This is a genomic window from Brachybacterium sp. SW0106-09, from assembly GCF_001293905.1.
GTDB classification, from domain to species: domain Bacteria; phylum Actinomycetota; class Actinomycetes; order Actinomycetales; family Dermabacteraceae; genus Brachybacterium; species Brachybacterium conglomeratum.
Map to the genome: position 1 here is coordinate 1 of NZ_BCAK01000001.1, position 23,394 is coordinate 23,394.

Genomic DNA, 23,394 nt, shown 5'->3' on the forward strand with positions numbered 1-23,394 from the left:
ATACCGGCGTCGATAACGTCATGGCCAACTACACCTAGGGTGGCGCCATGGATGCTCCCACCGCCCTTCCCCCGCTGCCCGAGGACGGACTGCAGCGCGTGCTGTGCGTCGTCGCGCATCCCGACGACATGGAGTACGGCGCCTCCGCCGCCGTCGCCGCCTGGACCGCCGCAGGCGTGGAGGTGACCTATCTGCTGCTGACCCGCGGCGAGGCCGGGATGGCGGAGCCGCCCGAGATCGTCGCGTCGCTGCGGGAGACGGAGCAGCGCAGCGCCTGCGCACAGGTCGGCGTCGCGGACCTGCGCCATCTCGACCACCCCGACGGGATGCTCGAGCCCGGCCTGGTGCTGCGCCGCGACATCGCCCGCGTGATCCGGCAGGCGCGCCCCGACCTGGTGCTCACCGCGAACTTCGAGGTCGAGGCGTACGGCGGGCTGAACCAGGCCGACCATCGGGTCGCGGGCCTCGCCGCCGTCGACGCCTGCCGCGACGCCGCGAACCCGTGGGTGTTCCGCGAGCTGGCGGAGCAGGAGCACCTCGCGCCCTGGAGCACGAGGACGCTCGCGGTGGCCGGGCACCCCGACCCCACCCACGCCAAGTCCGTCGGACAGCGCGAGGTCGACGCCGCGGTCGCCTCCCTGCACGCGCACGAGGCCTATCTCGCGCACGTCACCGACCATCCCGTCCCGGAGGAGTTCATCCCGGAGATCCTCCGCCAGGGCGGTGCCGCCGCGGGCACGGACCACGCCGTCGCGCTGCGCGTGCACGAGCTCTGAGCGCGGGACCGAACGGTCGGCCGCCCCCTGGCCGCCCGGCGTGCAGGCTCCTACGGTGGGGTGGTCAGGCAGGATCCGCCACGGAAGGACGCTCCCATGACCACGACCATGCACGACGGCCTCTCCCTCGAGCAGGTCCGCGAGCTCGCCGCCCAGCTGCGGGTCGACTCGATCCGCTCCTCGACCGCCGCCGGCTCGGGACATCCCACCTCCAGCCTGTCCGCCGCCGACCTGCTGGCCGTCCTCATGTCGCGCCACCTGCGCTACGACTGGGACGACCCCGACGCCCCCGGCAACGACCATCTGATCTTCTCGAAGGGACACGCCTCACCCCTGCTGTACTCGGTGTTCCGGGCGGCCGGCGTCGTGTCCGAGCAGGAGCTGCTCGAGGGCTACCGACGCTTCGGCCAGCGGCTCGAGGGGCACCCCACCCCTGTCCTGCCCTGGGTCGACGTCGCCACCGGCTCGCTCGGGCAGGGACTGCCCGACGGCGTCGGCATCGCTCTGGCGGGCGCGAAGCTCGAGCAGGCCCCGTACCGGGTCTGGGTGCTCGCCGGCGACAGCGAGCTCGCCGAGGGCTCGATGTGGGAGGCCCTCGCGACCGCCTCCCACTACGGGCTCACGAAGCTGGTGACCATCGTCGACGTGAACCGGCTCGGCCAGCGCGGCGAGACCGCGCTGGGATGGGACATGGACGCCTATGCCGCCCGTGTCGAGGCATTCGGCGCGGAGGCGGTCGTCGTCGACGGACATGACGTCGAGGCGATCGACGCCGCCCTCGCCCGTGCCGACGATGACCTCGAGCGGCCGCTGGTGATCCTCGCCCGCACCGTCAAGGGCAAGGGGATCCCCGGGGTCGAGGACGAGGAGGACTGGCACGGCAAGCCCATGCCCGAGGAGCGTGCTGAGGAGGCGATCGACGCGCTCGGCGGCGTCCGCTCGCTGCAGGCGCGCGGTCCCCGCCCGCCCGAGGTCGCGCGCCGCTCGGCGTCCCGCGGTCAGGTCGAGCTGCCGACCTTCGACGTGGGAGAGGAGATCGCCACCCGCAAGGCCTACGGGCCGGCGCTGGCAGCCCTCGCCGACGTCGATCCCCGTGTGGTGGCGCTGGACGGGGAGGTGTCCAACTCCACCGGCGTCGCAGACTTCGTCCAGGCGCATCCCCAGAGGTTCTTCGAGATGTTCATCGCCGAGCAGCAGATGGTCGCCGCCGCGACCGGCCTGGCCGCCCGCGGGTACATCGCCTACGCCTCGTCCTTCGCGGCCTTCCTCAGCCGCGCCGCGGACTTCGTCCGCATGGCCCCCGTCTCCCGGGCCGACCTGCGACTGGTCGGCTCGCACGCCGGGGTGGAGATCGGCGCCGACGGCCCCTCCCAGATGGGCCTGGAGGACCTCGCCCTGATGGCGGCCACGCAGGGCTCCACGGTGCTGTACCCGAGCGATGCGACCTCGACCGCCGCCCTGGTCGCCGCGATGTCTGACCTGCACGGCGTCAGCTACCTGCGGACCACCCGCGGCGGATACCCGGTGCTCTACGGGCCCGAGGAGGAGTTCCCCGTCGGCGGGTCCAAGACCCTGCGCCGCAGCGCGCACGACGCGGTCACCCTCATCGGCGCCGGCGTGACGCTGCACGAGGCGCTCGGGGCGGCCGATGCGCTGGCCGAGGAGGGCGTGCAGGCCCGCGTGATCGACGCGTACTCGGTCAAGCCGATCGATGCCCAGGGCATCCGCGCGGCCGTCGCCGAGACCGGCGGGCGCGCGGTGGTGGCGGAGGACCACCATCGCGAGGGCGGGCTGGGTGCCGCGGTGCTCGCGGCGCTGGCCGCCGAGCCGCTCGCCGACCTGCACCTCGAGCACCTCGCGGTCGACGGGGTGCCGGGCTCCGGCACCACCGCGGAGCTGCTGGACTGGGCCGGCATCGACGCCGCGCACATCGCGCGCGCGGCGCGAACGGTGCTGGAAGGCTGAGCCTCCTGCTCGGGGCGGCGGGACTGCGCTCAGCTGTCGGCCGCGACGTCGTCGGCCGACCCCCGCCGTCCCAGGCGCAGCTGGTCCATGTCCTCCAGCTCGCGTCCCTTCGTCTCGGGGACCCAGCGCGCCACGAACAGCAGGCTCAGCAGTGCGAAGGCCGCGTACAGGCCGTAGGCGAAGCTCAGACCGATCTCCGAGAGCGTCGGGAAGGTCGCCGAGACCGCCCAGTTCGCGCCCCACTGGGCCGCGGCCGCGACCGCGAGGGCCGAGGCGCGGATCCGGTTGGGGAAGATCTCGCCCAGCAGCACCCAGACCAGCGGACCCCACGTGGTGCCGAAGAACATCACGAAGCCGTTGGCGCTGATCAGCGCCACGGTCGACCACGGATCGGGCAGCGACACCGACTCTGCGCCGGCCGCCGTCTCCCCGAAGGAGAAGGCCAGCGCCATGAGTCCCAGCGACACCGTCATGCCCACCGAGCCGACGAGCAGCATGACGCGGCGGCCCACCCGGTCCACCAGCAGGATCGCGATGATCGTCGCGACGATGTTCATCACCGAGGTGATGGTGGAGGTCAGCAGCGCCTGGGACTCGTCGAAGCCGACCGACTGCCACAGCGTGGTCGAGTAGTAGAAGATCACGTTGATGCCCACGAGCTGCTGGAACAGCGACAGCGCGATCCCCAGCCACACGATCGGCATCAGCCCGAAGCGGCCGCCGAGCAGGTCCCGCAGGCTCTCTCTGCTCTCCCGCTCCAGGGAGTGGCTGATCTGCTCGATCTTGAGGTTCACGTCGAGCTCGCCGGTGAAGTCGTAGAGCACCTTGGAGGCCTTGTCCCGCTCGCCCTTGCCGATGAGATAGCGCGGTGACTCCGGCAGGAACAGGGCCATCACGCCGTAGATCGCGGCGGGCACGGCCTCGATGATGAACATCCAGCGCCAGGCGGCGACCCCGAACCAGTAGGACTCCGCGGCGCCGCCGGCGGTGTTCGCGATCACCGCATTGGACAGCAGCGCCGCGAAGATGCCCAGCACGATCGCGAGCTGCTGCAGCGAGCCGAGGCGCCCGCGGTATCTCGCGGGTGCGACCTCGGCGATGTAGGCCGGGGCGATGACGCTCGCGGCGCCGACGCCGAGCCCGCCCACGAGGCGCCACACGATCAGGTCCCACACCCCGAAGGCGAGCCCCGAGCCGATCGCGGAGACGAAGAACAGGATCGCGGCGATGACCATCACCGGGATACGGCCGAAGCGGTTGGCGAGGGAGCCCGCGAACCAGGCGCCCACGGCGCACCCGAGCAGCGCGGAGGAGACGGCGAAGCCGGTCAGGCCCGCCCCGAGCGAGAACTCCGCGGAGAGGGCACCGACGGCGCCGTTGATCACCGAGGTGTCGAAGCCGAAGAGGAAGCCGCCGACGGCCGCGGCGATGCTGATCCCGACCACCTTCGGGTTGAGGGTCTGTGCGGGTGCGCTCATGGGGTCCATCTCCTCGGGTCGGCGTCCGACGCATCGTCCAGGTGCTGGTCACCGTACACCTCCGGGGGCCGACGAGGACCGCTCCTCATCCGCTGCGCCGCACCTGCTCCGCATAGTCGTCGAGGATCTCCAGGAGGCCCTGTCGTCACACTTTCCTCCGAAAGTGTTACTACAGGGCGGTCGTGGTCACGGTTCTCGCTCCCCAGCCGGAGGGATCAGGCCTCGTCGGCGGCCTCCGCCTCGAGCCTCTCGAGCTCCTGCTCGGCCACGGCCGGGTCGAGCTTGACGAAGATCGGGGTCGGCTTCACGACGGTCTGCCCCACGGTCACCGGGCGGTGCTCCCAGGCGGGCACGGCCGTGTAGTCGCCGGTGATGATCGGGTAGCCCGGGCCGCCGTCGAGGTCCTCGACCTCGTCGATGCGGGGCATCGGGGCGATCTCCCGGTCCCCGCCGAGCGCCTTCTCCACGGCGTTGGCCGAGTGGGGGAGGAAGGGGGCGAGCATCGTGTTGAGATCGGTGACCGCCTGGGCGAGCACGTGCAGCACGGTGAGCAGGCGCGGACGCTGCTCCTCGGCCTTCATCTTGAACGGCTCTGTGCGGGAGACGTAGGCGTTCGCCTCGCCCACCAGGCGCATGATCTCCGCGATCGCGGCGCGCTGGCGATGGCTCTCGATGAGCTTCCCGACGGTCGTGAAGCCCGTGTGGATCTGGTCGAGCAGCGCGGTGTCGACGTCCTCGAGCTCGCCGGCGGCCGGGATCTCCCCGACGTTCTTCGCGATCATCGCGGCGGTGCGGTTGACGAGATTGCCCCAGCCGGCGACCAGCTCGTTGTTGGTGCGGGAGACGAAGTCGACCCAGGTGAAGTCCGCGTCGTGGTTCTCGGGGCCCGCGGCGGAGATGAAGTAGCGCAGCGCATCGGGCTGGTAGCGCTCGAGCACGTCGCGCACGTAGATGACGATCCCCTTGGAGGAGGAGAACTTCTTGCCCTCCATCGTGAGGAACTCGGAGGAGACGACCTCGGTGGCCAGGGTCAGCTCGCCGAAGCGGCCGGGCTCCCCGCCCTTGTCGCCCTCGCCGTTCTGGGCGATCATCTCCGCCGGCCAGATCTGCGAGTGGAAGACGATGTTGTCCTTGCCCATGAAGTAGTAGGCGAGGGTCTCGGGATCGTTCCACCAGCGGCGCCACGCCTCGGGGTCCCCGGAGCGGCGCGCCCACTCGATCGAGGCGGAGAGATAGCCGATCACCGCGTCGAACCAGACGTACAGGCGCTTGTTCGGCTGGTCCTCCCAGCCCGGGACCGGGATCCCCCAGTCGATGTCGCGGGTCATCGCACGGGGCTTGATGTCCTCGAGGATGTTCTGGCTGAACCGGATCACGTTCGGGCGCCACAGCCCGGTCGCCTCCCGCTCGTCGAGCCAGCGGCCGAGCTCCGCGGCGAGCGCCGGCAGGTCGAGGAACCAGTGCGAGGTCTCGATGAACTCGGGGGTCTCGCCGTTGATGCGGGAGACCGGGTCGATGAGGTCCGTCGGGTCCAGCTGATTGCCGCAGTTGTCGCACTGGTCGCCGCGCGCGCCGCCCGCGCCGCAGATCGGGCAGGTGCCCTCGATGTAGCGGTCGGGGAGGGTGCGGCCGGTCGACGGGGAGATCGCGCCCGAGGTGGTCTGCTCGATCATGTAGCCGTTGTCCCGCACGGCCACGAACATGTCCTGCACCACCTGGTAGTGGTTGCGGGTCGTGGTGCGGGTGAACAGGTCGTAGGAGAGGCCGAGCGCGACCAGGTCCTCGACGATGAGCCGGTTGTTGCGGTCGGCGAGCTCGCGGGCGGAGATGCCCTCCTTGTCGGCCTCGACGAGGATCGGCGTGCCGTGCTCGTCGGTGCCGGAGACCATGAGCACGTCGTGGCCCGCCATCCGCATGTAGCGCGAGAAGACGTCGGAGGGGACGCCGAAGCCGGCGACGTGGCCGATGTGGCGGGGACCGTTGGCGTACGGCCAGGCGACCGCGGACAGGACTGTGCTCATGGGATCCGATTCTAGGGGAGGCGGGGCGCGGCGCGTTCCGTCCCCGATGCGCGGTGCAGCACCGCGTGCCATCCGCACCTCGCCGCGGCCTGGACGTGACGGGCCGAGTCGTCCAGGAACGCGATCCGCTCCGGCGGGATCTCCTCGCCGAGCACCCGGCCGATCCGCGCCCTCGCCCGGGCGAAGGCCTCCGGATCGGGCTTGGCGGCGCCGAGATCCGCGGTGTTCAGCAGGAACCGGCCGTCCTCGCCGACGACGTCCTCGAGCCCGAGCGCGGCGAGCTCCTCGGGGACGCGGTCGGTGCCGTTGGTGAGGACGAACACCGCGGTGCCGGCGGCACGGAGGTGGAGCAGCATCGCGCGCACGCGCCGATCGACCACGGCCGGGGTCCCTGCCCAGCGGTCCACGGCCTCGCGGGCGGCTGCGGGGTCGCTGCCCGCCTCGACGAGCTGCTCCGCGGCGAGCTCTCGCCACCGCGCATGGGTGCCGCGCCCGCGGACCACGTCGTCGAGGTAGGGATGGCCGAGCACCGCTCGGAAGCTCGTCCCGTCCGGGGTTCCCGTCATCGCGTCGAGCTCGTCCCACAGCGATGCGTCGAAGACCCGCAGCACGCCGTCCAGGTCCGAGACCACGACCCGGATCCCGTGCTCGGCGACGAGCTCTCCCAGGGCGAGCAGGGAATCGGTGTACGTCGTGTCGTCGGAGGACATCCGGTCATCGTAGGCGCGGGGTGCGGCGTCGGGGCCGACCACGACGGCGCCGCCGCCGTCGGCCCGACTCCTCAGGAGCTCCCCGCGCTCTCCCCGGAACGCCCACGACGTCTCGCGAGGACCTGCGCATCGCGCGACGAGACTGGGCGGATGACCCCTGACCGTGTCCCCTTCACCCCGCTCGAGGAACGGATCGACCGGTGGGCGCAGCGCCGCACCTCGGCCCTCGCGACCGCGGGCGGGACGAGGCGGGCCCGCCACGTCGAGCTCGTCGTGTTCGGCCTCAAGCACGCCTGGGCGTGCGTGTTCGGAGCGGTGATGCTCGTGCTGCTGGTGACCGCGCGAGTGCTGTACCCGGACGATGCGCCGCTCGCTCGCGCCGACGCGCTCGTCCTCGCGGCCGTCGCGGTGCAGGTCGCGATGCTCGCCCTGCGCCTGGAGAGCCTGCGGGAGATGGGCGTGATCGCTCTCTTCCACCTGGTCGGGACCGCGATGGAGGTGTTCAAGACGGCGGTCGGATCCTGGGCCTACGAGACCGACGGACTCCTGCGGATCGGCGAGGTGCCGCTGTACACAGGGTTCATGTACGCGGCCGTCGGCTCCTACATGGTGCGCGTGATGCGCCTGTTCGACCTGCGCTTCACCCGCTACCCGCCGCTGCTCGCGACCGCTGCGCTGGCAGCGGCGATCTACGCGAACTTCTTCACCCACCACTACCTGCCCGACGCCCGCTGGGTGCTGCTCGCGGCGACGCTGCTGCTCTACGGGCGGTGCGCGATGTCGCTGCGCGTCCATCGCCGGGCGCCCTGGCGGCGGATGCCCGTGATCGCCGCCTTCCTGGGCGTCGCGGGGCTGCTGTGGATCGCGGAGAACGTCGGCACCGCCGCCGGGGCGTGGATCTACCCGCATCAGCGCGCGGGCTGGGAGCTCGTGCCGGCCTCGAAGCTCGTCTCCTGGCTGCTGCTGATGATGGTGTCGGTCGTGCTCGTCACGCTCGTGCATCGGCCGCGGAGGCCGGAACGGGCTCAGTGATGCATGCCGGTGCGGCCGAGGGTGGTCTGCGCGGTCGCACCGGGGCGCGTCCACTGCGCCGCCGGCCGTCCCGTCGGCCCCCAGGTGGGGTTCCCGTCGACGTCGGTGCGCCAGAACCAGCAGGCGTCGCGCTCGGCGATGCGCCCCGCGGGCATGTCCTGCCAGGCCTCGCGCCGGCCGAAGGCGGTCAGGTCCAGCAGTGCGAGGGTCGGATCGGAGATCTCCGTGCCGCGCCCGGTGATCGCGTAGGTGAGGAAGACGCGGTCGCCCTCGCGCACGTAGCACTGCAGGTAGCCCATGTCGCCGCCGATCGGCGGGGCCGTCTCCCGCACCGAGAACCACGGCTCGGTGTAGCCCATGAACGCCACGAACGGCGCGACCTCCTCCCAGGCGCCGGTGGTGAGGATCGCGAAGGACACGCCGGCGGCGCGCAGATAGGACGCGTCGTGCAGATGCCAGGCGGTCATCGTGCAGCCCTCGCACTGGCCCTGGTGCGGCGCGCCGTCCCACCACATGTGCTGGTAGACGAGCAGCTCGTCGCGCCCCTCGAAGAGGCTGCGGAAGGGGACGGGGCCGTCGGCCCCCACCACCGTCGCGTCGCCGTCGACCTCGAGCATCGGCATGCGGCGGCGCTTCGCGGCGAGGGCGTCGCCGGCGCGGGTGTGCGCCTTCTCCTCGAGCAGCAGCTCGGCGCGGGCGGCCTCCCAGGCCTCCCGGTCCACCACCTCGGGCAGGCCGGGACCGGGAGCGCCGGCGCCGTCGGCAGGAACGTCGTCGGCAGGAATCCTGTGCGGACGGTCGGTCATGTCGCCTCCAGCGGATCGCGCGTCGGACGGCGGTGCCCGGCGCGCTCCACCACGAGTCAAGCACCGCTCGGGGCTCGGGGGGAAGGCCTCCGGCGTCGACCGGGCGGAAATCGCGTGACAGCGCCGCCGGGTCGCTCCGACGGTGGCCCCATGACGACCTGCTTCCTCGGCACCTGCGCCATCGCGCGCCCCCGCGCCCGCCGCTGACGGCGGCGCCCCTCCACCACCCCGCGCTGCCGTCCGGACCTCCACCGGGCGGCGATCCGCCGTGCCCGGTGACACCCACCACCGGAAGGCACCCGAACCATGCCCCAGCGGACCACCTCTCATCTCCGCGCCCGCGAGCTGCAGCTCTCGCGCGGCGGGCGCGTCCTCCTCACCGGCATCGACCTGACCCTCGTCCCCGGAGCCGTGCTCGCCGTGGTCGGCGAGAACGGACGCGGCAAGACCACCCTCCTGGACGCGCTGGCCGGGACGCTCGAGCCCGACGCCGGCACCGTGGAGCGCCACGGCGCCCTCGGCATGGTGCGCCAGGAGCTCGCCACCGCCGACGCCGACGGCCCCCGCACCGTCGGCGACCTGCTCGATGCGCTCCTCGCCCGGCCCCTCGCCGCGCTGCGCGAACATGACGCCGCCGCCGACGCGCTCGCCGACGGCACCGCCGAGGCCGCGCGACGCTACGACGACGCCCTCGCCCGGGTCACCGCCCTGGACGCCTCAGACGCGCCGCGGCGGCTCGAGGTCGCCCTCGAGGAGGTCGGCGCCGTCACCGACCGCGACCGCGAGCTGACCGCCCTCTCGGTGGGGCAGCGGTACCGGGTGCGGCTTGCCGGCGTGATCGCCGCCCGCGACGAGATCCTGCTGCTCGACGAGCCCACCAACCACCTCGGCATCAGCGGAGTCGACGACCTGCTGGAGGCGCTCGAGCGCACCCCGTCGGCCGTGGTCGTCGCGAGCCACGACCGCACCGTGCTGCGCCGCCTGGCGCACTGGCCGCGCCTCGATCTCGGCGAGGCGGTGCGGTGCGCGGCAGGGCGAGCGGGAGTAGATACGCTGTGACCATGAGCAACGAAGGACTCGCCGCAGCGCAGCAGAAGATGAAGGACGCAGGGGTCGCGCAGACCGCGATCGACGTCTTCTCCCACTACTACGGGCAGCTCGAGGAGGGGGTGACCGGCACGATCCCCGAGGACACGATCGAGCCGTACCTGGACCCCACCCACCTCGACGACGTGAAGATCGACGTGGCCGAGGCGAAGAAGGTCTTCGACAAGCTCGCGATCATCAACCTCAACGGCGGGCTCGGCACCTCCATGGGGCTGGACCGGGCGAAGTCGCTGCTCCCCGTGCGGGACGGGAAGTGCTTCCTGGACCTCATCGTCGAGCAGGTCCTCGCCGCCCGCCGCGGCACGAACTCGCGCCTGCCGCTGATCTTCATGAACTCCTTCCGCACCCGCGAGGACACCCTCGAGGTGCTCTCGAAGTACCCCGACCTGCCCGTCGGCGACCTGCCGCTGGACTTCCTGCAGAACAAGGAGCCCAAGCTCCGCGCCGACGACCTCACCCCCGTCGAGTGGGAGGCGGACCCCGACCTCGAGTGGTGCCCGCCCGGTCACGGCGACATCTACACCGCCCTGCAGACCTCGGGCCTGCTCCAGCAGCTGCTCGACGCCGGCTTCAAGTACGCCTCGGTCTCCAACTCCGACAACCTCGGCACCGTGCCGAGCCCGGTGCTCGCCGCCTGGTTCGCCTCCACCGGCGCGCCCTACGCCGCCGAGCTGTGCCGCCGCACCCCCGCGGACCGCAAGGGCGGCCACCTCGCGGTGCGGAAGTCCGACGGGCGGCTCATCCTGCGCGACACCGCGCAGACCCCGACGGAGGAGATGGACTACTTCACCGACGAGCACCGCCACCCGTTCTTCCACACCAACAACCTGTGGTGGGACCTCGAGCAGCTCGACGCGATCCTCAAGGAGAAGGGTGGCGTCATGGGCCTGCCGCTGATCCGCAACGAGAAGACCGTGGACCCCTCGGACAAGTCCTCCACGCCCGTCTACCAGATCGAGTCCGCGATGGGCGCCGCGATCGAGGTGTTCGACGGCGCGACCGCGATCGTGGTGGGCCGCGACCGCTTCCTGCCCGTGAAGGCCACCAGCGACCTGCTCCTGATCCGCTCCGATGCCTACGCGCTCGACGAGCGCAACGCCCTGGTCCAGCAGATTCAGAGCGTGCCGTCGGTCTCCCTGGAGTCCGGCTCCTACAAGCTGATCCAGGACTTCGAGCTCCGCTTCCCGCAGGGCGTGCCCTCGCTCAAGGAGGCCACGAGCCTGGACGTGCAGGGCGACTGGACCTTCGGGGCCGACGTCGAGATCGTGGGCGAGGCCGTGCTCGGCGAGGAGGGCGGCGAGGTGCCCGAGGGCGCCCGCGTCGGCACCCCCGCCGCCGGCTGACCCCGGCCGCAGCCGGGGCCGTCGGCCCCGCGGCCGGGCTCGGCAACCCTCCCGCCACTCGATCTGCGCGGGCCCATGGGCCCGGCCCCGCTGACGGGACCGGAGCGGCCGACGGTACCGGAATGGTCGACGGGGCCAGGCCGGCCCTGCGGGTCAGCGGGGGCCGGTGGCCCAGCCCTTGCCGCCGGTGAGGTCCAGGGGGTGCGGCAGCGGGTTGCCGTAGCGGTGGTTCGTCGCGCTGATCGCCTGCTCCTGCAGGAAGGTCAGCAGCTCGACGCGACCCGAGGCGAGCACGGGACCGGTGAACAGGGCGACCTCCACGCGCTGGGCGTGCGCGTCCCGCAGCGCGTCGTCGACCTCGCCGATCACGCGCACGCGGCGCTGGGCGAGCCGGCCGAGACGGGCGGCGAAGGTCGCCGCGTCCTCATGGACGACCGAGGCAGGCGTGTCCCCGGCCCGCGCGGTCGGGAGCAGCGCCTCGTCGGCGACCGAGACCTCGACCTCGGCGCCGGCGGTGCGGGCGGCATGCAGCACCCGCTCGAGCTCCGCCGTCGTCGTCCCGTCGGCCGCGCGCACCATGACCGGAAGCGGCAGGTGGCGCAGCAGGTTGATCTCGCCGTGGACCTCCTGCTCGTCGCGCGGGGCGAAGAACCCGTCGATCTCCTCGCGGTCGGAGGCGCCCGCCGCCTCGAGCCAGTCCTGCGGGTCCTCGGCGCGGGAGGGGACGGAGGCGGAGTCGGCGAGGTCCTGCAGGTGCAGCAGGTAGTGCGGGCCGCCCGCCTTCGCGGTCTGTCCGATCGCGGAGCGCTTCCAGCCGCCGAAGGGCTGTCGCTGCACGATCGCGCCGGTGATGCCCCGGTTGACGTAGAGGTTCCCCGCCTCGACGTGCTCGGTCCACCAGGCGATCTCGGAGGGCTCGAGGCAGTGCAGCCCCGCGGTGAGCCCGTAATCGGTGCCGTTCTGCATCCGCACGGCGTCCTCGAGGGTGTCGGCGTGCATGATGCCGAGGACCGGCCCGAAGTATTCGGTGCGGTGGAAGGCGGAGCCCTCGCGCACGCCGATCCGCACGCCCGGCGTCCACAGCCGTCCCTCCTCGTCGAGCCGGCGCGGCTCGGCGAGCCAGGTCTCGCCCTCCCCGAGCTCGGTGAGGCCCGCGGCGAGCTTATCGCCGGGCGGCTCGATGATCGGCCCCATCCGCACCGTCGGGTCGACGGGCTCGCCGACCTCGAGGGACAGCACCGCGTCGGCGAGCTGCGCGTTGAAGCGGCGGGAGCGGGAGACGGAGCCGACGGTGATCACGAGGCTCGCCGCGGAGCACTTCTGCCCGGCATGGCCGAAGGCCGACAGCGCCACGTCCCGGGCGGCGAGGTCGAGATCCGCCTGCGGGGTCACGACGATCGCGTTCTTGCCGCTGGTCTCGGCGAGGATCCGCAGATCGGGGCGCCAGGACGCGAACAGGGCGGCGGTGTCGTAGGCGCCGGTGAGGATCAGCTGGTCGAGCCGGGGATGGGCGATGAGGGAGCGACCCACCTCGTCCTCGGGCACGTCCACGAGCGTGAACACGCCCTCCGGCACCCCGGCCTCGAGGAAGAGACGTCCCAGCAGCGCGCCGCAGCGTCGCGCCTGCGGGGCCGGCTTCATGATCACGGCGCTGCCGGTCACCAGCGCGGCGAGGGCCCCGCCGGTCGGGATCGCGACGGGGAAGTTCCACGGCGGGGTGACCAGCGTCAGGGTGCGCGGGGTCAGCGCGAGGTCGCGGCGTGCGGCGAGGCGCTCGGCCTGCTCGGCGTAGAAGAGCGCGAAGTCGATCGCCTCGCTGACCTCGGGATCGCCCTGCTCGAAGGTCTTTCCCGTCTCGGAGGCCATCACCTCCAGCAGCTCGGCGCGGTGCGCGGCCAGGGTGCCGGCGACTCGGCGGAGCACCAGGGCACGCTTCTCGACCGGCATCGCGGCCCAGGCCGGCTGCGCCGCGAGCGCCGCCTGTACCGTGGTCTCGACCTCGTCCGTGGTGGTCAGACGCGCGGCACGGGCCTCCTCGACGCCGAGCTCGGAGCCGCGGATGCGATGGGTGATGCCGGCTGCCCACTCCTGGTTCGCGGCTGTGGACAGGTCGGTGTCCGGGGTGCCGTGGAAGGCGCCGGGCACCGCGGGCAGCGCGAGGCTGCCCAGCTCGAGCCGAGCACCGGTCTCCGCCGCACGGTCCTGGACCCGGTGCGTGTCCGGGGCATCCTCGCTCCGGGCGAGGTCGAGGGCACGGGTGAAACGGTCCTGCTCGCGCGTGAACAGCTCCTCGGAGGAGTCGAGGTCGAAGGCCGCGGAGAGGAAGTTCTCCGAGGAGGCGTTCTCCTCCAGACGACGCACCAGGTAGGAGACGGCCACGTCGAAGTGGCGGGGGTGGACGATCGGGACGTACAGGCGCATCGTCCCGGTCGCCTCCCGCACCACGGCCTGCTGGCCCGGGGCCATGCCCGCGAGCATCTCGAACTCGACGCCGTGCCCGGGACCGCTCGGGATCCCGCGCTCGGCCATGAGCAGGTGGGCGAAGGCGACGTCGAAGAGGTTGTGCCCGGCGACGCCGAGGTGCACCGCCTCGAGCCGGCCCGGGTCCATCGCCTCGAGCAGCATCCGCTTGTACTGGGCGTCGGTCTCCAGCTTCGAGGGCAGCGGGGCCTGCGGCCAGCCGTGCACCGAGGCGTCGACCTTCTCCATCGCGAGGTTCGCCCCCTTGACCAGCCGCACCTTGACCGGCGCACCGCCGTCCGCGACCCGGCGCTCGGCGAAGCGGCGCACCCGCGCCATCGCCCGCGGCGCATCGGGGAGATAGGCCTGCAGCACGATCCCGGCGTGGAGCTGGGCGAGCTCGGGACGGTCCAGGAGCGTCTCGAACACCTCCAGGGTCAGCTCGAGATCCCGGTACTCCTCCATGTCGAGGTTCAGGAACGTGTGGGAGTCGGTGCGGGCGGCGTCGAGATAGATCGGCAGCAGCGTCTCGACCACGTGGTCGACGGTCTCGGCCGCGCCCCACAGCGGCAGGTGCTCCACGATCGAGGACACCTTGATCGAGACGTAGTCGACGTCGGGCCGGGAGACGATCTCGTGCACGCCCGCGAGGCGCCTCGCCGCCTCCTGCGCGCCGAGCACGGCCTCGCCGAGCAGGTTGATGTTCAGCGTCGTCCCGTCGGCCGTGAGCCGGGAGAGGGAGGCGGTCAGCGGCCCGGGGCGGGCGTCGAGGATCAGATGGGAGACCATCCTGCGCATGGCGGCGCGGGCGGTGGGCACCACGGCCGAGGGCGCCAGGCGCGAGGCGGCGCCGCCGAGGCCGACGACGCGGCGCAGCGGGGCGGGGAGGAAGGCCGGCGGGTCCTGGGCGAGGCGACGCAGCTCGACCGCCGCGGCGCGGGGGTCCTCGGGGCGGATCACCCGGTCCACGAAGGCGAGCGTGAAGTCGAGCCCCTTCGGATCGCGCAGCAGGTCGGAGAGGAGTCCGGCGGCGGCCGGGACCTCGCGTCCGGCGGCGTCCTGCACCCAGGTGCGCACCTGGGCGGCGACGTCCTCGGCGGTGAGGGCGGTCGTGCGCAGGGCGTCGCGGTCGGAGGGCTGGGGCACGGGGGACAACGCGGGTCTTCTCCTCGATCACGGATCTCGCCGGACCCTCGGGGGCGACGGCGCGGGCACCACCGCCCGTCACCCCGATCGTAGGTCCTCGGCGGGCCCGCGGCGGGCCCGAGCGGCGCGCAGGCGTGGAGATCCCGTGACCGGATCGGGACGGTTCCGGGACGACTCCGCGCGGACCGTCCGGTCAGCATCCGCCTCCGAGCGCCCCGGCGACTGTGACACGATGCGGGAGCACACCGCACCACACACCACCCGGACGCCACTGGAGGCATCGATGAGAAAGTTCATTTTCCTGGCCGGTCTCGGCATCGGCTTCGTGATCGGGTCCCGTGCGGGCCGCGGCCCCTACGAGTCCCTCGAGCGCACCGCCCGCCAGGTCGCCGACGATCCCGAGGTCCAGCGCCGCGCGACGCAGGCCAAGGACACCGCGACCCGCGTCGCGCAGGACACCGCCGGGACCGTCAAGGACAAGGCCCCCGAGGTCGCCTCCGCCGCCCAGGGAGCGGTGGTCGGCGCGGCCGGCGCCGCGAAGGAGCGCCTCTCGAACAGCTCCGACGCGACCCTCGACGAGGACGCGGCGAAGGTCGCGGACGCCTCCGCCGACACGGACCTCGCAGCCGGCAGCGCGGCCGCCGGCGGCGACGCCGAGGTGGGCGAGGACAAGCCCCTCAGCTCCTGAGCGCGCCCCGGGTCCGACGGGACCGCCCCGACGCGCAGCGGCGCGCCGGCCTCACCCCAGCACGGTGACGCCGGCGCGCCGCTGCTCGTCCATGAAGCAGTTCCCGCACAGCGACATGTAGGTGACGGCGTCGGCCACCGCTCCTCCGTCCTCCTCGTCGATCGCGACCTGGTCGCCCTCGAACACGAACCGCTCGCCGACGCGCCGGCAGTTGAACTCGGCCTGCGCGCCGCAGCGGCACATCGTCGGCAGCTTCTCCACGTTGTCCGCGAGCTCGAACAGCCGCTGCGCCCCGGGGAAGGTCGTGGTGCGGAAGTCGGTGCGCAGCCCGTAGCAGATCACCGAGATCGCGTCCTGCTTCGCGATGCGGAAGAGCTGGTCGATCTGCAGCGGCTCGAGGAACTGGGACTCGTCCACGAGGACGCAGTGCAGCGGCCGCAGGCCCCGCTCGTCGGCGGCCCGGGAGACCCGCTCCCGCAGGTCCTCGCCCGGATGGGCGAGCACGTCCACACGCCGGCTCGCCCCGCCGCGGGCCACCACCCAGTCCTCGCCCTTGGTGTCCAGGGCGGGCTTGACCGTCAGCGTCGCCAGCCCTCGTTCGTCGTAGTTGTAGGCGGTCTTGATCAGGGTGTCGGACTTCCCGGAGTTCATCGCTCCGTACTTGAAGTGCAGCTTGGCCATGGGTGGGGTGCTCCGGGGTCGCGGTGGGTCGGGGAAGGGGGCGCAGGGTCAGGCGCGGAGGGGCGGGATGCGCGGGCTCAGAACGCGTCGAGCACGCTCGGCCGGGGACCGGCCAGCAGCGCGTCGAGCAGCGCCTCGGCGGGCGCGTCGGCCTCGGCGCGAAGTCCCAGCCGACGGGCGTCGGCGAGGGAGCGGCCGCCGACGAGCAGCAGGGAAGCCGCGTGGACGTCGAGCAGGACCCTTCCCACGGTCGCCTCGCCCGAGGGGGCGGGAGACGGCCCGGCCGACGACTGCGCCGAGGTCGTCCCGCTCCTCGGGACCGGGACGACGCGGACGCGCGCGTCGGCGACGTGCACGTCGAAGAGTCCCGCGGCACGGCAGGTGCCTGCGGGGACGGTGTCGTCCGTGACCTCGAGCCGCAGCGCGCCGGAGAGCCCGGCCGGTGCCTGCCGCGCCTCGAGCAGGGCCGCGGTGTCGACCACCCTCATCATCACGATCGGCACCGGCCCGCCGGCGGGCCGGGCGCCGCCTCCGGGCAGCACGTCCAGCACGGGATCCTCCGTCCGCACGCGCAGCCGCACCGACTCGGTCACCGTCGACCAGGAGCCGATCACGCGCAGCAGGGCGCGGAGGTCCTCCCGGTCCCGCCCCAGCACCTCGTGGACCTCGAGACCGGGACCCTCGCCCCTGCGCCGGGTCCAGGAGGCGTAGCCGCGATCCAGGCCGTCCGCGCCGACGAGCAGCACAGCCTCCCAGCCGTGGCCGGGAAGCCCGTCCGGGAACAGCGGCCCGTGGCGACGCAGCATGGCGTTGTCCCCGGCCGTGAGCTCCTGGTACAGCGCACGCACGCGCGGCATGCTCGCAGCGGTGACCGGGACCGTGCGCCGGCCGGGCACGGACCGCAGGCGCTGCAGGTCCACCAGCGGCACCTCGAGCGTCTCGACGCGCGCGACCACCTGATAGCCGTGGCGGCGGTAGATCTCGGGGTTCGAGGGATAGAGCATCGAGACCGGCAGCGACTCCTCGTCGCAGCGGGCGAGCACCGCAGCGAGCAGCTCGGCGAACAGCCCGTCGCCGCGATGCGCGGGATGGACCGCGAGCCCGGCGATGCCGCCGCAGCGCACCCGGCCGCCGCCGAGGGAGATCTCGTCGTGCCGGATCCGCGCGGCCGCGGCGAGCACCCCGCCGGCTCCTCCCGGCAGCGCCGCCGAGTCGATGCCAACCGCGGTCTGACCGGGGGAGAGGGGCGCGGAGGCGGCGGGGTCATCGGGATCGACGGACCCGCCGAAGGCGCTGGAGGTGAGCAGCCTGTAGGCGAGGGCGTCCGTCGGGGTGAGTTCTCGGACCGGCATGCGGACGAGTCTAGGGGCGCGCGACGGTGCATACTTGCCTCGCGAGACAGCCCAGGAGGTGCCGTGAGTCCACGCCGCGACAGCGAGTCGGACAACCCGTCCACGAACGGGGGCCGCAAGCCGTTCACCCGCCCCAACAGCGCGCAGCGCGGGGCGCGCGAGGCGCTGTCCCGTCGTCTCTCCGCCGGGGATCCGCGCAGCGAGCAGTCGCCGCGCCGCCGCATCCCCGTGGGCCTGTCCACCTCCTCCGTGTTCCCCTCGGGGGTGGAGGAGGCGTTCCGCCTCGCCGCCGAGATCGGCTACGACGGCATGGAGGTGATGGTCTCCTATCCGCGCGACAGCCAGGACCCGGACCTGCTGGCGGAGTACTCCCGCCGCTACGACCTGCCGATCCTCTCCCTCCACGCGCCGACGCTGTTCTTCCTGCAGGGGCTGTGGGGTCGCGACGCCTGGGTGAAGATCGAGCGCACGATCGAGATCGCGAAGGCGCTGGACGTCCCGACGATCGTCGCCCATCCGCCGTTCCGGTGGCAGGGGAAGTACGCGCGCGGCTTCGTCGAGGGCGTCGCCCGCCTCGAGGACGAGCACGGCATCGCGATCGCGGTCGAGAACATGTACCCCTGGCGGCTCGGGGTGCGCGAGGTGCTGAACTACCTCCCCGACCACGACCCGACCGACGAGGCCTACGCCCACGTCACCGTCGACCTCTCCCACGCCGCGACCGCCGGGGACGACGCGCTGGAGATGATCGAGCGGCTCGGCGACAGGCTCACCCACCTCCACCTCGCCGACGGGTCCGGCAACACCACCAAGGACGAGCACCTGCCTCCCGGCGAGGGCAACCAGCCCTGCGCGGAGGTGCTGCGGCGCCTCGCCAACCGCGGCTGGGAGGGCTCGGTGCTGCTGGAGGTCACCACCAGCCGCGACTCCGTCGCGCGCGAGCGCACGCTGCGTCAGTCCCTCGCCTTCGCCCGCCACCACCTCGGTCACCACCTCGAGGACGGGGACGTGGGATCCGCCACCCCCTGAGGGACTCCCCAGGCTCCGGTGGGAGGATGGCAGAGGCATGTGCCGGGCTCCGCGCGGCCGCCATGCATCGACGACAAGCACACGAACTGATCGAACGACGAGGTAGCGCAGGCAGATGGGGAACGGCAACACAGGGATCGTCCACTCGAACACGAGCCTGCTGGCGGTCGAGGGGACTCTGCCGCAGGTGACGGTGACCTCGGACGAGATCGACGAGATGCTGGCCCCGGCCCGCAAGCGGCTGCGCCTGCCCAAGGGCGTGCTCCAGCGCGTCGCCGGCGTCTACGAGCGCAAGTGGTGGCGCGACCGCGAGAACGGCTGGAAGCAGGGCGTCGTGCTCGCCGCCGAGCGCGCGATGGCCAAGGCCGGGATCATGCGCGACCAGGTGGGCCTGCTGATCAACGCCTCCGTCTCCCGCAAGCACCTCGAGCCCGCGGTCTCCACCGGTATCCACCACAGCCTCGGCCTGCCCCCGGCGTGCATGAACTTCGACATCACCAACGCCTGCCTCGGCTTCGTCAACGCCATGACGATGGCCGCCGGCATGATCGACTCTGGCCAGATCAAGTACGCCCTGATCGTCGGGGCGGAGGACGTCGAGCAGGTCCAGCGCGGCACGATCGAGCGGCTGAACGCCAAGGGCTCCACCCGCGCCGACTTCAACAACCAGTTCGCCTCCCTCACCCTGGGATCGGGCGCCGCGGCGGCCGTGCTGGGTCCGGCCGACGTGCACCCCGAGGGCCACCGCCTGAAGGTCACCCAGGCCCGCTCCGGCACCGAGCACCACGAGCTGTGCGTGGCGAACATGGACGACATGCGCACCGACTCCAACGGCCTGCTCGAGAACGGCATCAACCTCATCGTGGACACCTGGAAGGCCGCGAACGAGTCCGGTCTCGACTTCAGGAGCATCGACTACGTCATCCCGCACCAGGTCTCGATGGTCTACACCCGCAACTTCTCGAAGATCACCGGCGTGGGGATGGAGCGGATCCCCGTCACCTTCCCGGACTGGGGGAACATCGCCGCCGAGGCGGTGCCGATGACCCTCGCGAACATCCAGGACGACATCGAACGGGGGCAGCGCGTGCTGCTGATGGGCGTCGGCTCCGGACTGAACACCGCGATGATGGAGGTCCAGTGGTGAAGAGCACCCCCGAGATCCCCGACGTGCCGGGCGTGGACCCGGTGCTGCACCGCACCGAGCAGGTCCGCGACCACACCGGCGAGCTGCGCCGGTGGCACCTGCTGGACTCCGGCCCCTGGCTCGCCGAGCGCGGCATCACCCCGCGCGGCACCCTGCTCGCCGTCCACGGCAACCCCACCTGGTCCTTCCTGTTCCGCTCCCTGGTGCGCGAGGACATCCCCTGGCGGCTCATCGCCGTGGACCAGCTCGAGATGGGGTACTCCGAGCGCACCGGAGTGACCCGCCGCTACCAGGACCGCATCACCGACCTCTCCCTGCTGACCGACGCGCTGTCGCTGCACGGGCCGGTCGTCACCGTCGGCCACGACTGGGGCGGGCTGATCTCGACCGGCTGGGCGCTGGACAACCGCCACGACGTGGCCGGCATGATCCTCACCAACACCGGCGTGCACCAGCGGATCGAGGAGGCGCTGCCGAAGGCGCTGCAGCTCGCGACCACCCCCGGCTTCCGCACCGCCTCGACCTCGCTGACCGACGCCTTCCTGCGCACCACCCTGTCGCTGTCGAAGCCGTCGCTGCCCAAGGAGATCCAGGACGCCTATCTCGCGCCCTACCGCTCCCGCTCGCGCCGCCGCGGCATCGACCAGTTCGTCGCCGACATCCCCGCCGCCGCGGACCACCCCTCCCGCGCCACCCTCGACCGGGTCGCCGAGGGGCTCACCCGCCTCCAGGTCCCCACGCTCTTCGCCTGGGGCCCGCGCGACATCACCTTCTCGGACCGCTTCCTGCGCGATCTGATCCAGCGCGTCCCGCACGCGGACGTGCACCGCTTCGAGGGTGCCTCCCACCTGGTGTGGGAGGACGCGGACGTCGCCGGGCTCGTCGCCCAGTGGCTCGAGGCGACCTTCTCCGCCGCAGGCACGCCCCGCACCGAGGCCCCGGCCCGGCGCCCCGTCTCCTCCTACGCCGCCGAGCAGGTGCCCGCCGCCCCGATCGGCGAGCCGATCGCGCGCCTGGCCGCGGACCCGGTGCACGCCCATCGTCCGGCCGTGGTCGAGCTCGGCGCCGAGGAGGACGGCGGCACGCGGGAGATCTCCTGGTCGCTGCTGCACCGCCGCGTCGAGGACATCGCCGCGGGCCTGCTCGGCCACGGGGTCCGCCCCGGCGACCGGGTCAGCCTGCTGATCACCCCCGGCGCCGACCTCACCGGCGTGCTCTACGCCTGCTTCCGGATCGGTGCGGTGGCCGTGGTCGCCGACGCGGGCCTCGGCACCCAGGGTCTGACCCGCGCCGTGATCGGCTCCCACATCGACTGGCTGATCGGCATCCCGAAGGCTCTCGTCGGCGCCCGCGCGATGGGCTGGCCCGGCCGGCGGATCAGCGTCGAGCAGCTGCCCACCGTGGACCGCGCCGCCCTCGGCGTCGAGACGTCGATCGCGGAGCTCGCCCGCTCCGGCGCCCTCCAGCGCGAGCTCGGCGCCCCGCTGGACGTGTCCCACCCGGACCCCGACTCCGACGCGGCGGTGCTGTTCACCTCCGGCTCGACCGGCCCCGCCAAGGGCGCGGTCATGACGCATCGCCAGCTCAGCGCCATGTTCGCCGCCGTCGGCGACACCCTCGACCTCGCTCCCGAGCGGGGTCTGGTCGCCGGCTTCGCGACCTTCGCGCTGCTGGGCCCCGCCCTCGGCGCTCCGACGGTGGTGCCGGACATGGACATCACCCGTCCCGGAGAGCTCACCGCCCCGGCGCTGGCCGCCGCGATCGGCGCGCTCGGCCGCCCCGCCGTGTTCACCGCCCCCGCCGCGCTGCGGAACATCCTGGACACCGCGGGAGAGCTCGACGAGGCCGGTCGCGCCGCGATGGCCGGCGCCGCGAGCTTCTTCTCCGCCGGCGCGCCGATCCCCGCGCACCTGCTGCAGGGGCTGGCGGAGATCATGCCGGCGGCGAAGGCGCTGACCCCCTACGGCATGACCGAGTGCCTGGCCGTCGCCGCGATCGACCTCGAGGGCATCGAGGCGGCGGGCCCCGGCTCGGGCGTCTGCGTCGGCACCCCCGTCCGGCGGGTGCAGATCGCGGTCGCGGTGATGGACGAGGAGGGCCGCACGACCGGCGAGATCACAGAGGAGGCCGGCGTGACCGGCGAGATCCTCGTGCGCGCCCCGCACGTGCGCGACCGCTACCTCATGCTCTGGGGCACCACGCACACCTCCATGCGCTTCGAGGGCTGGCATGCCACCGGCGACGTCGGCCACCTCGATACGGCCGGACGGCTGTGGGTCGAGGGCCGTGCCGCGCACGTCCTGGCCACGGCCGACGGGCTGTTCACCCCCGTCCAGGTCGAGGAGGCCGCCGAGGCGGTGCCGACCGTGCGCCGTGCCGGCGCGGCCGTCGTCGGCCCCCGCGGCACCCAGCAGGTCGTCGTGATCCTCGAGACCGAGGACGGCTACCGGTCCGGGAAGGCGGCGCGCCCGAAGCCCGCCGCCGCCTCCCTCTCCGAGGCCGTGCGCCGTGCCGTGCGAGAGCGCGCCGGCGTCGAGGTCGTGGCCGTGTTCGAGACCCGGGCGCTGCCCACCGACATCCGTCACAACTCGAAGATCGACCGTGCGGCGCTGTCGCGCTGGTCCGAGCAGACCCTGCGGGGCGAGCGGGCGGCGGCCCTGTGAGCGCCCCGACCGTCCTGGTCACCGGCGCCTCCGGCATGCTCGGCGGTGCCGTCGCGACCGCCCTGCGCGACCGCGGCGCCACGGTCCGCGCCTTCCAGCGCCGTCCCGCCGGGATCGACGGCATCGAGGACGTCTGCGGCTCCCTGACTGAGGCCGACGAGGTGCGCCGCGCCGTCGCCGGGGCGGATGCGGTCGTCCACCTCGCCGCGAAGGTGTCGATCTCCGGTCCCGAGAGCGAGTACCGGGCGATCAACATCGGCGGCACCGAGAACGTGCTCGACGCGCTGCGCGCGAACGGCGGCGGCACCCTCGTGAACGTCTCCACCCCGTCGGCCGCGCACCTGGGCCGCGCGATCGTGGGCCTGGACGCGACCCCCGCCGATCCCGAACGGGCCCGCGGCCCCTACGCCCGCACCAAGGCGGCCGCCGAGCTGCTCGCGATGGACGCCGACGGGCACGACGGGATCTCCGTGACCTCGATCCGCCCCCACATCGTGTGGGGGCCGGGGGACACCCAGCTCGTCGGGCGGATCGTCGACCGCGCCGCGAGCGGCCGCCTGCCGCTGCTGGACGAGGGCATGGCCCTGATCGACACCACCTACGTCACCAACGCCGCCGACGCGATCGTCGCCGCCCACGACCGGATCGCGGACGTGCACGGGCAGAGCTTCGTGATCTCCAACGGCGAGCCGCGGACCGTCCGCGACGTCTTCGCCGGCTGGTGCGAGGCCGCGGGCGTGCCCGCCCCGACCCTGCGCGTCCCCGGCAGCGTGGCCCGCCTCGCCGGACGGCTCATCGAGCGGGTGTGGGAGAAGCGCCCGGGCCACGACGAGCCGCCGATGACCGAGTTCCTCGCCGAGCAGATGTCCACCGCGCACTGGTTCGACCAGCGCCGCACGCGCGAGCTGCTGCAGTGGACGCCGCGCGTGAGCATGGACGAGGGCAACGCCCGCCTCGCGGAGTGGTTCCGCGCGCATCCCGTCGTCTGAA

General features: G+C 72.9%; 17 protein-coding genes. 10 read left to right on the forward strand and 7 right to left on the reverse strand.

What is annotated here, in order from left to right:
- The first annotated feature begins 47 nt into the window (after positions 1-47).
- Both Y09_RS00005 and Y09_RS00010 read left to right on the forward strand, forming a co-directional pair.
- Positions 48-776, forward strand: coding sequence for a PIG-L deacetylase family protein (locus Y09_RS00005; protein WP_053915638.1), 729 nt, complete (start codon positions 48-50; stop codon positions 774-776).
- Positions 777-872: 96 nt separating this feature from the next.
- The gene (locus Y09_RS00010; protein WP_053915639.1) at positions 873-2,741 is read left to right on the forward strand and encodes a transketolase; all 1,869 of its coding nucleotides are present in this window, start codon (positions 873-875) and stop codon (positions 2,739-2,741) included.
- A gap of 29 nt (positions 2,742-2,770) precedes the next feature.
- Here the strand turns inward: Y09_RS00010 and Y09_RS00015 are convergent, their stop codons facing one another.
- The 3 genes from Y09_RS00015 to Y09_RS00025 all read right to left on the reverse strand — a co-directional run bounded on the left by Y09_RS00015 (position 2,771) and on the right by Y09_RS00025 (position 6,950).
- Positions 2,771-4,228 carry a sugar porter family MFS transporter gene (locus Y09_RS00015; protein ID WP_082358547.1) on the reverse strand — a complete coding sequence of 486 codons (1,458 nt, stop codon included), beginning with the start codon at positions 4,226-4,228 and terminating at the stop codon, positions 2,771-2,773.
- A 206-nt stretch (positions 4,229-4,434) separates the two neighbouring features.
- The gene (gene metG, locus Y09_RS00020) at positions 4,435-6,240 is read right to left on the reverse strand and encodes a methionine--tRNA ligase (RefSeq protein WP_053915640.1); all 1,806 of its coding nucleotides are present in this window, start codon (positions 6,238-6,240) and stop codon (positions 4,435-4,437) included.
- An 11-nt stretch (positions 6,241-6,251) separates the two neighbouring features.
- Positions 6,252-6,950, reverse strand: coding sequence for an HAD-IA family hydrolase (locus tag Y09_RS00025; RefSeq protein ID WP_053915862.1), 699 nt, complete (start codon positions 6,948-6,950; stop codon positions 6,252-6,254).
- Positions 6,951-7,100: 150 nt separating this feature from the next.
- On the opposite strand from Y09_RS00025, the gene Y09_RS00030 reads away from it, so the two are divergent.
- Positions 7,101-7,982, forward strand: coding sequence for a DUF817 domain-containing protein (locus Y09_RS00030; protein ID WP_053915641.1), 882 nt, complete (start codon positions 7,101-7,103; stop codon positions 7,980-7,982).
- Here the strand turns inward: Y09_RS00030 and Y09_RS00035 are convergent.
- On the reverse strand, positions 7,976-8,788 hold the full coding sequence (locus tag Y09_RS00035) for a DUF899 family protein (protein WP_200716731.1): 813 nt from the start codon (positions 8,786-8,788) through the stop codon (positions 7,976-7,978). The genes Y09_RS00030 and Y09_RS00035 overlap by 7 nt on opposite strands.
- Positions 8,789-9,094: 306 nt before the next feature.
- On the opposite strand from Y09_RS00035, the gene Y09_RS00040 reads away from it, so the two are divergent.
- Together Y09_RS00040 and Y09_RS00045 are read left to right on the forward strand one after the other, a co-directional pair.
- Complete coding sequence (locus Y09_RS00040; protein WP_082358548.1) at positions 9,095-9,847, forward strand: ATP-binding cassette domain-containing protein; 753 nt, start codon at positions 9,095-9,097, stop codon at positions 9,845-9,847.
- A gap of 2 nt (positions 9,848-9,849) precedes the next feature.
- A complete protein-coding gene (locus Y09_RS00045; protein WP_053915642.1) occupies positions 9,850-11,238 on the forward strand; it encodes a UTP--glucose-1-phosphate uridylyltransferase in 1,389 nt (462 codons plus the stop codon).
- Between the two features lie 153 nt (positions 11,239-11,391).
- Here Y09_RS00045 and Y09_RS00050 read toward each other — a convergent pair whose 3' ends face one another.
- Positions 11,392-14,844, reverse strand: a complete 3,453-nt coding sequence (locus Y09_RS00050; protein ID WP_082358549.1) for a proline dehydrogenase family protein — start codon at positions 14,842-14,844, stop codon at positions 11,392-11,394.
- A 283-nt stretch (positions 14,845-15,127) separates the two neighbouring features.
- Here Y09_RS00050 and Y09_RS00055 point away from each other — a divergent pair, with 283 nt between their 5' ends.
- Positions 15,128-15,532, forward strand: coding sequence for a hypothetical protein (locus tag Y09_RS00055; protein WP_053915643.1), 405 nt, complete (start codon positions 15,128-15,130; stop codon positions 15,530-15,532).
- Between the two features lie 51 nt (positions 15,533-15,583).
- On the opposite strand, the gene Y09_RS00060 is transcribed toward Y09_RS00055, so the two are convergent.
- A complete protein-coding gene (locus tag Y09_RS00060) occupies positions 15,584-16,213 on the reverse strand; it encodes a thymidine kinase (RefSeq protein WP_053915644.1) in 630 nt (209 codons plus the stop codon).
- A gap of 77 nt (positions 16,214-16,290) precedes the next feature.
- A complete protein-coding gene (gene eis / locus Y09_RS00065) occupies positions 16,291-17,565 on the reverse strand; it encodes an enhanced intracellular survival protein Eis (protein WP_053915645.1) in 1,275 nt (424 codons plus the stop codon).
- A 63-nt stretch (positions 17,566-17,628) separates the two neighbouring features.
- On the opposite strand from eis, the gene Y09_RS00070 reads away from it, so the two are divergent.
- From Y09_RS00070 to Y09_RS00085, 4 genes are all read left to right on the forward strand, one after another.
- The gene (locus tag Y09_RS00070; protein ID WP_082358550.1) at positions 17,629-18,594 is read left to right on the forward strand and encodes a sugar phosphate isomerase/epimerase; all 966 of its coding nucleotides are present in this window, start codon (positions 17,629-17,631) and stop codon (positions 18,592-18,594) included.
- Between the two features lie 115 nt (positions 18,595-18,709).
- Positions 18,710-19,741: a 3-oxoacyl-ACP synthase III gene (locus tag Y09_RS00075; RefSeq protein ID WP_053915646.1), complete on the forward strand. Its 1,032-nt coding sequence runs from the start codon at positions 18,710-18,712 to the stop codon at positions 19,739-19,741.
- Complete coding sequence (locus Y09_RS00080; RefSeq protein ID WP_053915647.1) at positions 19,735-22,404, forward strand: alpha/beta fold hydrolase; 2,670 nt, start codon at positions 19,735-19,737, stop codon at positions 22,402-22,404. Before Y09_RS00075 ends, Y09_RS00080 begins: the two co-directional genes overlap by 7 nt.
- Positions 22,401-23,393 (forward strand): NAD(P)-dependent oxidoreductase, encoded by a 993-nt coding sequence (locus Y09_RS00085; protein ID WP_053915648.1) that lies wholly within the window; start codon positions 22,401-22,403, stop codon positions 23,391-23,393. Before Y09_RS00080 ends, Y09_RS00085 begins: the two co-directional genes overlap by 4 nt.
- Position 23,394: the final 1 nt, after the last annotated feature.